This window comes from Flavobacterium sp. (assembly GCF_035456085.1).
Classification (GTDB): Bacteria; Bacteroidota; Bacteroidia; order Flavobacteriales; family Flavobacteriaceae; genus Flavobacterium.
Map to the genome: position 1 here is coordinate 50,885 of NZ_DATIDY010000081.1, position 15,057 is coordinate 65,941.

8 protein-coding genes are annotated in these 15,057 nt (G+C 33.6%); 3 read left to right on the forward strand and 5 right to left on the reverse strand.

Annotated features, from left to right (window positions below; translation table 11 throughout):
• Positions 1 to 138: 138 nt before the first annotated feature.
• From VLC96_RS06150 to VLC96_RS06160, 3 genes are all read left to right on the forward strand, one after another.
• Positions 139 to 4,227 (forward strand): hybrid sensor histidine kinase/response regulator transcription factor, encoded by a 4,089-nt coding sequence (locus VLC96_RS06150; RefSeq protein WP_325261374.1) that lies wholly within the window; start codon positions 139 to 141, stop codon positions 4,225 to 4,227.
• Positions 4,228 to 4,710: 483 nt separating this feature from the next.
• Positions 4,711 to 5,769, forward strand: a complete 1,059-nt coding sequence (locus tag VLC96_RS06155) for a glycoside hydrolase family 88 protein (protein ID WP_325261376.1) — start codon at positions 4,711 to 4,713, stop codon at positions 5,767 to 5,769.
• Complete coding sequence (locus VLC96_RS06160; protein WP_325261378.1) at positions 5,766 to 8,246, forward strand: glycoside hydrolase family 2 protein; 2,481 nt, start codon at positions 5,766 to 5,768, stop codon at positions 8,244 to 8,246. Before VLC96_RS06155 ends, VLC96_RS06160 begins: the two co-directional genes overlap by 4 nt.
• A 105-nt stretch (positions 8,247 to 8,351) precedes the next feature.
• Here VLC96_RS06160 and pdeM read toward each other — a convergent pair whose 3' ends face one another.
• The 5 genes from pdeM to VLC96_RS06185 all read right to left on the reverse strand — a co-directional run.
• Positions 8,352 to 8,987 carry a ligase-associated DNA damage response endonuclease PdeM gene (gene pdeM, locus VLC96_RS06165; protein ID WP_325261379.1) on the reverse strand — a complete coding sequence of 212 codons (636 nt, stop codon included), beginning with the start codon at positions 8,985 to 8,987 and terminating at the stop codon, positions 8,352 to 8,354.
• A gap of 4 nt (positions 8,988 to 8,991) precedes the next feature.
• A complete protein-coding gene (locus tag VLC96_RS06170) occupies positions 8,992 to 11,451 on the reverse strand; it encodes a ligase-associated DNA damage response DEXH box helicase (RefSeq protein WP_325261381.1) in 2,460 nt (819 codons plus the stop codon).
• A gap of 8 nt (positions 11,452 to 11,459) precedes the next feature.
• Positions 11,460 to 13,061 (reverse strand): ATP-dependent DNA ligase, encoded by a 1,602-nt coding sequence (locus tag VLC96_RS06175; protein WP_325261382.1) that lies wholly within the window; start codon positions 13,059 to 13,061, stop codon positions 11,460 to 11,462.
• Positions 13,062 to 13,085: 24 nt separating this feature from the next.
• Positions 13,086 to 14,126, reverse strand: coding sequence for a ligase-associated DNA damage response exonuclease (locus tag VLC96_RS06180; RefSeq protein ID WP_325261383.1), 1,041 nt, complete (start codon positions 14,124 to 14,126; stop codon positions 13,086 to 13,088).
• Between the two features lie 259 nt (positions 14,127 to 14,385).
• The coding region (locus tag VLC96_RS06185) for a tyrosine-protein kinase family protein (RefSeq protein ID WP_325261384.1) at positions 14,386 to 15,057 on the reverse strand (672 nt) is incomplete at its 5' end.

Sequence of the window (15,057 nt, forward strand, 5' to 3'; positions counted from 1 at the left end):
TTAGAAAAGCATTAATAGCTTAATTATTTTTTTTTAAAATTTGTAAAAATGCTTAGGGATTTTGAGACAAAACAAAACCAAAGAAATCCATAAAATTGGATTTAATTATCTATCCAAATAACAAGTAATATTATACTCATGAAATACAAAATTATTTTTTTGGTTTTACTCTTTATTTCGGGAAATCTGTTTTCCCAAAATAAATTTCGCCTGAAAAATATCTCAACAACTGATGGGCTTTCGCAAAGTTCTGTAATTGCGATTCATCAGGATAAATTAGGCCAAATGTGGTTTGGAACCCGAGATGGACTCAATAAATACGATGGTAGCAGATTTACAGTTTTTAGAAATGATCCTTCTGATACTACTTCCATCAGTAACAATGATATTCTTGCCATTGAAGAAGATAATTCAGGCAAAATCTGGGTTGGTACTTATAACGGGCTAAATTGTTATGATCCTGTTTCGAATAGTTTTAAAAGGTATTTACATGACGAAACCAACCATTCGGTTAGTGCCAATGCTATTTCTACAATCGAAGAAATTGGAAACGAACTCTGGTTTGGAACGACAAAAGGGCTGACAATTTATAATAAAAAAACAAAACATTTTTCTTCGGTATTTCACTCAGATAATGATATTTCAACCTTGCCTAGCAATAATGTTTTAAGTATTTTAAAAACTAAAAAAGGAAAAATCTGGATTGGTACCACAAGAGGTTTCTGCCAACTTATAAGCAGAAATAAAAACACATTTACATTTAAAAAATATCCATTAAACACTACAGAATTGCTGAATACACAAACTATAGTAGAAGATAATTGGGATAATTTATGGATTGGGACAAAAAATAAAGGCCTATTAAAATTGGATACTTCGACCAATAAATTTGTCCCTTTTTTATCTAATGAAAAAAATAAAGAAATCAATACCGACATTAGAGCATTAACCTTTGATAATAAAGGATCATTATGGATTGGTGCTTATGATGGAATTTATATTTACGGACAAGATAAGAGTCTGGAAAAAATAAACAACACCAATAATAACAACGGAATTGACAAAGTAAAATCAGTATTTGTTGACAAAAAAGGATCTGTCTGGATTGGCTGCTATTACAAAGGTGTGAATATTTGGGATGTTTCTAACGTCAATTTTTCGAATTACAACCAAAATTCAAAAAAGATTCCAATGAGTTTTGATGTGGTCAGTTCGATTATTGCTGATAAAAACCAAAACATTTATTTTGGTACCGAAGGCGGAGGAGTCACTATCTACAATAAAAATACTTCTACAACGAGTTATATCAATAGTAAAAATGGTCAAACCGATAAAAATGATATCAAATCAATGTGTCTTTCTGCAGATAATATTTTGTGGATTGGTACATTTTCTAAAGGTTTGACAGCTTACAATACTATTTCAAAAAGAATTGAAGACCATCGGATTTCTACCGAATTAAAAGAGTTTTTAAAGGAAACTGGTGTTTACTCCATTAAAACAGAAGCTAATGGAATAGTTTGGATTGGTACATTTTCTAAGGGTTTGATTCGTTACGATTCGACCAATAAAACCTTTCAAATAATTGGAAACGACAATACCAAACCCAATTTCCTGACTAATAATATCGTTCGAACTATTTTAATAGATAAAAAAAATAGTCTTTGGGTAGGCACTCAAAACGGATTGAATTATGTTACGCTTAATAGTTTGAAACCAAATAATTATTCTATTAAGCATTTCTTTTTTGATCAGACAACTTTATCTGGTGACGACATACTTACTTTATTCCAGGACAGTCACCATGTTTTGTGGGTAGGAACGAAAGCCAAAGGACTGCATTATTTTGATGGAAAAAAATTCAATAAAATCAATCTAAAAGTTGGAAATACAGCTGTGACTTCAATTCATTCTATTTTAGAAGACGACAAGAAAAATTTATGGATTAGTACCAATCAAGGGATTATAAAATACAATACTTTACATAAAAACACTATTCTTTATGACCAAAAAGATGGATTGGCAAGTAATGAATTCAATGATAATTCGGCATTGAAAATTGGTCCAAATAAATTTTATTTTGGAAGTCCATCGGGAGCGACTTTCTTTGATGCCAGTAAAATTTCAGTTAATAACTACTCGCCTCAGGTATTAATCACCAATTTAAAAATCAAAAATGAAACGATTAATCCCAATGATGCTGACGGAATTTTAGAAAAAAGTATTGGCTACACCAAAAAAATAACACTCGATTATGACAAAGCCAATTTCTCTATCAGTTTTGCCATTCCCAATTACCTGCGATCAAAAAATAACCAATACCGTTATCGCTTAATTGGTTTGGAAAACTCGTGGACAACCACCAAAAACTCAGAAGTCAATTTTGCTATTCAAAATCCAGGAACCTATATTTTTGAGGTAAAAGGCGCCAATAATGACGGCGTTTGGAATAAAACTCCCACTACTCTAACTGTTGTTGTAAATCCTGCACCCTGGCGAAGTATTTGGGCATTTTTATTATACGGAATTATAATCAGTCTGTCAGTTTACGGATTAATCTGGATTATGAAATCGAAGGCAAGACTCAAACAAAAATTAGAATTAGAATATCTGGAAACCCAACGCATCGAAGAAAACAATCGTGCTAAACTAGATTTTTTCACCAATATCTCACATGAATTCAGAACGCCGTTAACATTAATATTAGGTCCATTACAACAAATATTAGCTGATTATAATGGAACAAACGAAATGTATAAAAAACTGTTGGTTATTGAAGGAAGTGCCAATCATCTCTTAAGCCTGATTAATCGTCTAATGGATTTTAGAAAACTTGAAAACGGTCAAGTTACATTAGAATCTGCAAACGGAAACATTGTAAAATTTGCCAATGAAATATTTTTGTCTTTCATAGAATATGCCAAAGATGGTGGTTACACCTATACTTTTGAATCCTCGGAAGAAGAAATATTAGTTTATTTCGACCGATATAAATTAGAGCGCGTATTTTATAATTTAATTTCTAATGCCTTTAGATATACGCCAAAAGGAGGCAATATCAATTTTAAAATTACACATGATAATGCAAATGTTTTTATAGCTGTTGAAGATTCAGGAGTTGGAATTGCCGAGGAACACATTGATAAAATTTTCGATTTGTTCTATGAAGTTTCGATGCATAATGATGTCCAAAAAAATTACAACAAAGGAACCGGAATTGGTTTATCAATCGTAAAAAACATCGTAAACCTGCATAAAGGAACTATAGATGTTGTTAATAAAAAATCGCAAGGAGTGATTTTTACCGTGACGCTTCCTCTTGGAAACGAACATTTGCAGGAAAATGAAATTCTTCAAGATTTCAAAATTAGCGATGATATTGAGCAATATACACAACAGCTTAAAAATGTTGAAACAGCCGAAAGTGAAGATATTGAAGACTTTATAATCAATACCGAGAAACCAACGATTTTGATTGTAGAAGATCATAAGGTTTTGCAAAATTTCATGAAAAATTTACTCAAAAAAGAATACAATATCATTACTGCTGACAATGGAAAAGTAGCTTTGGAGAAAGCATTAAAACACATTCCAAATTTAATCATCAGTGACGTAATCATGCCTGAAATGGTAGGAACCGAGCTTTGTTCTAAAATAAAAGAAAATTTAAAAACGAGTCATATTCCTGTAATACTGCTAACTTCCAGAAGCTCTTTGGTATATAAATTTGAAGGCTTAGAAAGTGGTGCAGATGATTATATCAGTAAGCCGTTCAATTTAATTGAATTCAAACTTCGAATAAAAAATGTTCTGAATTCGACCGAACGTTTAAAAGCAAAATTTTTGAGCGAAGATACTTTTTCACCCTCAGAAATAACCATTTCTTCATTAGACGAAGAACTATTAAAAAAAGCATTCAAAATTGTAGAAGATAATATTTCAAACGAGCAATTTGATATTCCGTTTTTCAGTTCAGAATTGGGAGTGAGCAGAACGATGTTATTTCTAAAAATAAAAGCATGGACCAATTTTACACCAAACGAATTTATTCAGGAGGTACGATTAAAACGTGCCGCTCAATTATTGGAACAAAACAAACTCAATGTTTCAGAAGTAGGTTACAAAGTTGGTTTTAACAACCCGAAATATTTCAGCAAATGTTTTCAAAAAAGATATGGAGAAACGCCTTCACAATTCGCTGACAAATTTTTCAAAGAAATCTATTAAATTCCAATAACCATTGTTTTTAATGGCTTACAAAAGGGTATCTGTATTTTTAGATACCTTTTTTTGTATTTCTAGATCTCTTTATGGCGATAAATTTGTAATACAAAAGACAATAAAGTAATTCATACCAACTCAGATTCTATTTAGGATTTTGGAAAAGAGGAATGGTTATTGCTTTTGAATTTCAATTTAATGACTACTACTCTAAACTCTAAATGAATGTTAACAAAACAAAACCTTAAATCGCCTAAATGGAGCTTTATAGTTCTTTTATTTCCATTACCAGAAACACACTTACAAATAAATCTAAACTTAGTCCCAAATAATCCTAGATATTAAAGCCTTATAATTATTATGAATAAAGTCCGTCACCTATTTTTTATTCTTGCACTTGCATTGCTTATTAGTCCCTGCAAATCCAAGATTTATTCTCAAACAAAGAACGCTTCAACAGTCAATAATCTTCTTGAAACAAGATACAAAATGATGTTGGATTATCCTGTAGATTCTATGTCTATGCCACGCAGTATGACCATAAAATCCAATCATTTAAAGAAAGTATCTTCTCGAGATTGGACAAGTGGATTTTTTGCTGGAAACTTATGGCAATTGTATAGATTAACTGGCCATTCAGAATATAAGCAACAAGCCGAAAAATGGACAGCTTTCAGTAAAAAAGAAAGTGTAAACAGAGATTCTCATGATGTAGGATTCAAAGTGTATTGCGCTTTTGGGGAAGGATTAAAAGTTGAAAATAATTCTGATTATAAAAAAATAATTATCAAGGCAGCTGAAACATTATGTACTCGCTTTGATGAAAAAGTAGGTGCCATAAGATCTTGGGATTTTAATAAAAATATCTGGGATTATCCTGTTATAATCGATAATATGATGAATCTCGAATTGCTTTTTGAAGCTACAAAATTATCCGGTAACAAAAAGTATCAGGATATTGCTATTAAACATGCCAATACCACTCTAAAAAATCAGTTTAGAAAAGACAATAGCTGTTATCATGTAATAGATTATAGCCCTGTTACGGGAGCAGTCAATAAAAAAACTACACTTCAAGGGTATAATGATGATTCAGTTTGGGCGCGTGGTCAGAGTTGGGCTGTTTATGGCTTTACAATGGCTTACAGATATACAAAAGACAAAGCGTATTTGGATCAGGCAAAAGCTACTGCAAAGTTTTTTATAACTAATAAAAACTTGCCAGAAGACGGAATTCCATATTGGGATTTTAAAGATCCGAGTATTCCAAATGCAGCCAGAGATGTATCTGCTGCAACTATAATGGCTTCTGCACTTTATGAACTTTACGGTTACACAAAAGACAAAAATTATTTGACTTATGCTAATAAAGTAATCAACTCTTTAAGTTCTGATAAATACATTTTAGACAGCAAAATAAACGCCCCTTTTATTCTGGATCATAGTACAGGAAACTGGCCTAAACACGATGAAATTGATGAACCAATCGTATATGCCGATTACTATTTTTTGGAAGCATTATTAAGAAAAAAGACTTATAACTTATGATAAGATCACTTTACATAAATAAGTTTTTTGTTAGTTTCATTTTGGTTATTCAGTTTAGTCTGAGCAGCGCATTTGCTCAGACTACTACTGATATGCGCACGAAAACAAACATCAATAATAATTGGCTTTATTTAGAAAATGGCACTCCAAATCTTAGTGATGTGCAAAAAGCGGATAAATGGTCCGAAATAAATCTACCGCACAGCTGGAATAGTGAAGATGCAACCGACCTAAATCCCGGTTACAGAAGAGACGCAAGCTGGTATCAGAAAAAGCTAAACATAGCACATATCGATTCCAACAAACGCTATTTTTTATATTTTGAAGGATCAAATGTAACTACAAAAGTATATGTAAACAATAAAGAAGCTGGTGGGCACATTGGTGGCTACATTGGGTTTACAATCGATATTACTAATTATATCAAAGAAGGAAATAATGACATTTTTGTTCGGGTTGATAATAGTTATAATATTGAAATTATTCCTTCTCAAAAAAGTGATTTTTTTATTTATGGAGGAATAACAAGAGATGTTTGGTTAGTGTCTAAATACAAAAACAACATTGATAATTTGAAGATAACAACACCCGAAGTCTCTGCTACGAAAGCGTCTTTGTGTGTGATTGCTTCGATAGTAAATCCTGATAATTCAAAGAGCTTATCATTGACTGTAGATCTTAAAGATCCAAAAGGGAATAAAGTAGCAAGCAAAACAGTTTCTGTTATTGATAAAACTTCAAAAATAACATTTGAAAATCTTAAAAATCCGATGCTTTGGGATATTCAGAAACCAAATCTATACACTGTCACGGCTACTTTATCTGAGAAAAATCAATTAGAAGATAGCCTTAATGAAAAGATTGGTTTTAGATGGTTTGAATTCAAAGATCATGGCCCATTTTTTCTTAACGGAAAAAGATTGCTGATTCGAGGCACTCACAGACATGAAGAACAAGCTGGTGTTGGTGCAGCAATGAGCAATGCACAACATCGCGCAGATATAGAATCGATAAAAAAAATGGGGGCAAATTTTATTCGTTTGGCACATTATCCGCAAGATCCTGAAGTGTATAAAGCTTGTGATGAATTAGGAATTTTAGTTTGGGATGAATTGCCATGGTGCCGTGGTGGAATTGGAGATCAAGAATGGCAAACCAATACAAAAAATTATCTGGTTGAAATGATCAATCAAAATTACAATCACCCAAGTATTATTATTTGGTCTTTAGGTAATGAAATAAATTGGCTTCCAGATTTCCCTGATGGTGATAATTCAGAAAGAACTAATGTGTTTTTAACTGAACTAAATGACATTGCACACAAATTAGATCCAAACAGAAAAACGGCAATCAGAAAATATTATGAAGGATCACATATCGTTGATGTATTTTCTCCTTCTATTTGGTCAGGTTGGTATTCTGGAAGTTACAAAAGCTACCAGAAAGCAATTGATGTTTATAAAAAAGAATACAATCATTTTATTCACGCCGAATATGGTGGAGATAGCCATGTAGGCCGCCACAGTGAAAACCCAATTACTGGTGAAAATGTAATAAAATCAGAAGGTTGGGAAGAAGCGATTGTACAAACAAAAGTGGCAAATATTGCTCAAATTGGAGACTGGAGCGAAAATTACATTGTCGATTTATTCGATTGGCATTTACATGTTTCCGAAAATGATCCAACTTTTGTTGGAAATGTACAATGGGCTTTTAAAGATTTTGCAACACCATTGCGCCCAGAAGACGATATTCCGTACATGAACCAAAAAGGATTAGTAGACAGAAACGGTAATCCAAAAGACGCCTATTATGTTTTTAAAAGTTACTGGAGCAACGAACCTTTTACGTACATTGAGTCGCATACGTGGACAGAACGCCAAGGACCTGAAAACACACCGAGAAAAATATCTGTATTTAGCAATTGTGAAAAAGTGACTTTATATCATGAAGGGAAATCATTAGGCGAAAAGCAAAGAAATATTGCAATTTATCCTGCATGTGGATTAACATGGGATGTTAACTTTAAAAAAGGAGAAAACACATTAATCGCCATTGGAAAAAATAAAGATGGTAAAACCGTTTCAGATACTTTAAAATTAAACTATCGCTTTAATAAAAATGACGCAGCCGTTTCTTTACAATTGTCTTCAGAAAAATTAAAAAACGGCAATTATCTCGTAACTGCTTTTGCAATAGACAACAATAATTTACGCTGCCTTGACTATGAAGAAAGTGTTTATTTTCAATGTTTAAAAGGCGGAAAAACCATGAAAAATCAAGGGACACCAACCGGAAGCGAATCAATCAAGATGGCAAATGGTAAAGCATCCATTGAAGTTGTTCCTGATGGCACAAATGCCCCAATTGAAATGACCGTTTTGAACCAGAGTTTTAAAGGGGAATATTTAAAAATAGACTCTCAAGATAATACTAATGTCCTTCAATCCTCAAAACAAAACGACACCACTAAATAATACGAATAAAGCTGCCTTAGAGCAGCTTTATTTATCTTATAATATCAATACTTTGAAAGTCTGATTACAATGAAATGTAATCTAAAAAGAAAGGTTTATTTTTAATTAATTTTTCTTCACTACAACAATTTCTTCTTTTGTAATAGCATAAATAATGTCTTCCTGATTAGATTCTATGATATGTTGTCCTGTAAATTCACCAAAAGCAGGCAAGATCATCTGATTGTCTTTTTGGTAAAAGCAAGGAAGTTTTAATGACTGTCCGCCTAGACCGCGCAAAATTACTCCGGGATGAATGTGACCCGCAAAGTTAAACCAGCCTTTCATTTCTTTTGGTTGGTGAGTCAATAAAAAATTATCAATTTCAAAAAATTGCAAAACGCTGATATTAATATCTGTATAATTTTTTTTATCAATAATATCATGATTACCAACAATAAGTACAAGCTCACTAACGCAACAATTTACCCACTCTTCAAAAAAAATCCATTCATAATTTTTGGAGCTGTGAAATAAATCTCCAAGAAAAAACACCTTTTCGGGTCTAAAAAATTCCACAACTTTGGTTAGCTTATTGAAATTTTCTTCAATAGCATTTTGTGGAATTGCCACGCCATGTTTTCTAAAATGAGAAACCTTGCCCAAATGAACATCAGAAATTAAAAGCCATTTTTTGGTTTCCCAAAATAAAGCTCCACTTGTATGCAAAATAAAGGATTGATTTTGTATTGTTATCTTCATAATTCTATTTCATGTATGATGCTGTCATCTTTTTGATTCGCTCTGCTAATGTTTCACTTGAAAGTTTTTCCCGTAATCGATCTGTAATCAAAGGAAAACTAAAAGGTGTTGGTTTGCTACAGGATTTCCAAATAATATTCTGATTTAGAATTCGTTCTAATGCCATAATTAAACGTCCTTCTTCCAGTTGATGTTCAAAGGTTTCGCGATAGGCTTGCTGAAATAATAAATTGTCGGGTTCGTAATCTCTAAAAACTTCAAACAATAATTGAGAACCGCTTTGCAAATGCTTTGTTTTGACCATTTTTCCAGGAAATCCTGTAAAAACCAATCCTGCAATGACAGCAATATCTCGAAATTTTCGCCTTGCCATTTCGGTTGCGTTAAGACTTTTTTGCAAATCATAATGGATATATTCTGTCGAAAACAAATTGTTATCCAAAACTTGCTGCATATCGATTTCCTGATCCGAAAGCAGTTCAAATCCATAGTCATTGTAAGCCAATGAAAAACTTATCGGCATTAATAAACTAATTCTGTAAGCCAATAAACTTGCTAAAGCTTCATGGACAAAACGGCCTTCAAATGGATAAAAAATAGCGTGATATCCTTCTCTGGTTCTAAAAGTTTCTATTAAAAATTCATCTGCATTGGGAACAATTGATTCTTTTCTTTGTCGGTTAAATAATGGCTTGAGAGCTTTTAACTCTGGCGACAAATTATCGGTATTGGCTCGGTATAATTCCTGACGTAGTAATTCGCTCATTTGTGCCGAAAGAGCCATACGTCCTCCCATCCAACTGACAACTTTTGATGTTTTTTTTGGATCTGCTTTTCGAACCAAAACCTGCATATTTCTAATTTTAAATAATTCAAGCCTTTTTCCAGCAAAAATAAAAGTATCGCCCGGTTTTAATTTTGATATAAACCATTCTTCGATAGTTCCAATATAACCGCCAGTCATATATTTTACGTTCACAACAGAATCACCAATTATAGTCCCAATCTGCATTCTGTGGTGCATAGCAATCAAACGACTGTTGATTTTAAAACAGCCATTTTCATCGATCTCAACTTTTTTATATTCGTCATACGCTTGCAGGCTCTGGCTTCCGTTAGAAATAAAATTGAGAATCCAGTTCCAATTTTCTTTCGTCATAGCCTGATAACAAAATGTTCCTTTAACTTCCTGATAAACCTCATCAGGTAAAAACCCATCCGAAACAGCGAGTGTATTTAAATATTGAACCAAAACATCCCAACTGTTTAAATAAGGAATCCTGTCTTCGATAACATTATTTTCAACTGCTTTTTTTAAAGCCGAAGCTTCAATTAATTCAATTGCATGGGTGGCAAGAAAATATATAACGCTATCTTTTCCAGGCTGATGTCCACTTCGCCCTGCCCTTTGCATAAAACGGGCCACACCTTTTGGTCCTCCAACTTGAATAATAGTTTCTACAGGAGCAAAATCGACACCTAAATCTAAGCTTGAAGTGCAAACCACCACTTTTAATTCCTCATTTCTAATTGCTTGTTCTACCCAAAGTCTGGTTTCGCGGCTAATGCTCCCGTGATGCATTGCCATTTCGCCTGCAAATTCAGGATATTTTTCCAATAAGCGCTGAAACCATATTTCGCAAGCGGAACGCACATTGGTAAAAATAAGTGTTGTTTTACTGGCCTTTATAATTTTGCCTACTTCATCGAGTAAATGCAATCCCATATGTCCACGCCACGGATAGGTTTCCATTTTGTCTGGAATAATCGAAATAACTTTTATTTTTTTGTGTATAACTGCTTTAATCAAAACAGAATTATGGAACGCTTCTGAATCAATGCCGAGTAAAACTTCTTGTGCTTGCTGTAAATTTCCAATTGTTGCAGAAATTCCCCAAATGCGTATCTCAGGAACAATTTTTTTTAGTCTGGATAAGGCCAATTCCGTTTGAACGCCCCGTTTTGAGCCTAATAATTCGTGCCATTCGTCGATTACGATAGCTTCACATTTACCAAAAATTTTATCATACCCTTTTGTTGCAAGAAGCAATTGTAAACTCTCCGGTGTGGTTATTAATAAATCCGGCATTTTCTCTTTTTGTTTGGCCCGTTCGCCTGCAGTTGTATCTCCAGAACGAATTCCGACAGTCATTTTGGTATCTAAATCATGAACTACGCGTTCCGCTGCTTGTTTTATTTCTACAGACAACGATCGCAAAGGCGTAATCCAGATAGCTTTGAGTCCGGGATTATGTTTGATTTTATAATTCGGATTCTTTTTGATGTAATTTAAAATAATAGGTAACCAAAGTGCGTATGTTTTTCCGCTTCCGGTTGGTGCATTCAAAAGTCCATTTTTACCCTGCAAAAAAGCCGTCCAGGTCTGCGTCTGGAACGGAAAAGGTTTCCATCCCTGCTGCCGAAACCAATCATTTGCTAAAGCAAAAAGTTCTTCTCTATTCATTATTATTTTTATAAAATCATGCTTTTTAAATCCTCTATAGAATTAGCTTCATCAATTTTTTTATCGTGACGCCATCTTAAAATTCTAGGAAACCTGGTTGCGATTCCGCTTTTATGTCTTTTGGAAAGTGCGATGCCTTCAAAACCAATTTCGAAAACCAATTGCGGTGTTACGCTTCGGACAGGACCAAATCTTTCGAGAGTGTTTTTCTTAATCCAATCGTCAACCATCCGGAATTCATCATCGGTTAAGCCTGAATATGCTTTTGCGAAAGTGACTAACTCGCGCTCATTATTTTCATTTTGATGCCATAAGGCAAAAGTATAATCGGTGAATAAATTCGAACGCCGACCGTGACCCCGCATCGCATAAGTCAGAACCGCATCAATTACCAAAGGCTCGATTTTCCATTTCCACCAATCGCCTTTTTTTCGTCCCACGAGATAAGGAGAATCTTTTCGTTTAATCATCAGTCCTTCGCTTTTCATTTCGCGTGAGCGTAATCTTTCTTCTGCCAATTCTTCCCATGTCGAAAATTTTACTCTTTCGGAAAGTTGCAGCGGAATATCATTATGCTTAATGTCTTCGTATAATTTTTCTAATAATATTCGGCGTTCTTCAAACGACAGATTTCGGATATCTTTTCCTTTCCATTCTAACAAATCATATGCTTTAATTATTACTGGCGATTTTTTTAGAATTGATGGTGAAACTATTTTTCGTCCAATTCTGGTTTGGAGATCATTAAATGTCCCAATTTCATTATCCTGAAATGGAAGAATTTCTCCATCGATAACAGTTCCATCCGGAATAATTCCGATGAAAGAGGCAAATTCGGGATATTTATCTGTAATTAATTCCTCTCCCCGACTCCAAACATATATTTCGTTGTCACGTATAATAGTTTGAGAACGAATTCCATCCCATTTATATTCGGCAATCCAATCTTCGGCATTTCCTAAATTTGAAGGTTCACCTTCTATCGGATATGCTAAATAGAACGGATATGGTTTTGACAAATAATCGCTGCTTTTTTCGTCCAAAATCAATTCCCTAAAAGTGATTTTGTCCGGATTCCAGTCACCCATTAATTTATAAGCCAAAGTATCCTCATCAATAGTTAAAGCTTTAGAAAGAGCTCTGGTCATTAATTTCTGACTCACTCCAATTCTGAAACTTCCGGTAATCAATTTGGTGAAAACAAAACGCTCGTAATAATTTAGCGCCAGCCAATTATTCTGAAGATATTCTTTCTTTTCAAAGTCAGTTTTCTTTTTTAAAGCTATAATCTCCTGTAGAAATTCAGTTAAGCTTCTATCTGAATGTTCTTTTGTGGTGGGAATTACGAGTGCAATAGTTTCGGCAAGATCACCTACAATATGATAACTTTCCTCAAAAAGCCAAAGCGGAATATCTGCCAATTCATTTGCCCACAAACGCAATAAAGTAGTATTTACAGGTCTTGGCGGACGACGATGTGAAAGAATTGCAATTGTCCATACTTTATCCTCATCGCTGGCATTTCGAAAATAATTGGTTAAAGCATCCACTTTTACCGAGGTTTTATTAGAAGTATCTAATGTTTTTATAAGTTCAGCAAAGTTTTTCATACTCTTATTTTTTGCTTACTACTATTAAAGATTCTGATTTGTAGTGCTTTCTTCAGCGTCTTTTTTAGAATCCATTTCACCTGATTCCCCTTCGTATTGAGTATGGGCAGTTCTGGCATCATAGCCTAATTCTTGTAAGTATTTAGAAAAAATATCAGAATATCCGTGTGTGGAAATTATTTTTTCGGCACCTGTAGCTTTTATACTTTCCAGTAATCCCTGCCAATCACAATGATCGCTTAATACAAAACCACGATCAACTGCGCGGCGTCTTCTTGCGCCACGAAACGCCATCCATCCACTTGCAGAACCAGTAACAAAAGGAGTCATTTTTCTAATCCAGATGCTTCCGTGGGCACTTGGCGGTGCAAGAACAATATTACCCAATAAATCTTCTTTTTTAGTATCAAAAGTAATTCTTGTAGTTGTTGGAAAATCAATTATTGGCCGTACAACATTTGTTATATTTTCAATCGCACCATGTGTGTATATTTTTCCGATATCAGTATCAAGATATTTTAATAATCGCTGCGCTTTTCCCAATGAATATCCAAAAAGGACAGAAGTTTTTCCTTCCGCACGATTTTCGGCCCACCAATTATTTATGTCTGTCATAACCTCAGCTTGTGTTGTCCATTTAAAAGCAGGCAATCCAAAAGTACATTCGGTAATAAAAGCATGACATTTTATCACTTCATAAGGTGTTGAAATTCCGTCATCTTCAGTTTTATAATCTCCAGTAAAAACCCAGATTTCTCCTTTATATTCCACTCTTATTTGAGACGAGCCAATAATATGGCCTGCAGGATGCAATGAAAATTTCACACCATTTATAGTGAAAGTTTCATTCCATTCTTTGCCTGTAACATTGATATCTCCTAGCCTGTGTTTTATTATTGGTACATTAAAATGATGAGTGATGTAATTTTTATTCCCCCAACGCGAATGATCGGCGTGTCCATGTGTGATAATTGCATTTGTAACCGGACGCCAGGGATCAAGGTAAACATCTGCTTGCTCGCAGTATATTCCTTTATCGTTAAATGCTAGTAATGGAGCCTTCATCTGTAAAATTTAAGTCCGAATGCAATAGAAAATGAAATTTAAAGTGAGTTCAAATTTCAAAAGTGTACATTTTGTGAATTTTAAAATTAAGAAATAGATTAAGGTAGAAATTACACGATTTGTAATTGTTATTACAAAATTTCAATAAAAACTCACTAACTAATTAACAGAACACAATAGTCCAAATAAACTAAAAAAGAAAAGCCCTTAAACAGTAGTGTTTAAAGGCTTTTCCACAAAAATATATTAACTAAAAGTACTAACTTTTCTTTTTAAACCAAGAAGTTTTACCAAAATGTGTTCCGTATCCATAACCGTAACCATAGCCTTTTGTTTCATCAGTATCATTGAGCAATAGACACATATTCGGAAGTTTATTTTCTCTGTATAAATTATTGGCGATACTCAACAAACGTTTTTCTAAAAAGTTAGCACGAGCTACATAGATAAAACAATCAGCATGTTTGGAGATCAACAAAGTATCAGCTACTAAACTTACTGGCGGCGTATCAACTACAATATAATCAAATTGTGACTTAAGCGTTTGGAAAAGATCATTTACTTTATCTCTCATTAAAAGTTCTGCAGGATTTGGTGGTATTATACCCGCTGAAAGTGTATATAAATCATCAAAATCATTTTGTTTAACAATCAATTCTTCTAATCTTATATCATCAGATGATAAGTAATTACTAACACCTTTCTTTGACAAAGTTAAATACTGATCCAACTTTGGACTTCTGATATCCATACCAATCAACAATACTTTTTTACCTGATAATGCCAGAGTTGCTGCAAGATTAGCTGATACAAAAGTCTTTCCTTCTTTAGGAAAAGTAGAAGTAACAAAAATAGTTTTGGCACCTTTTGCACCATCTTTGGATAGCATAAATTCCAGATTAGTCTTAACCATTCGCAATGCTTCTGCAGA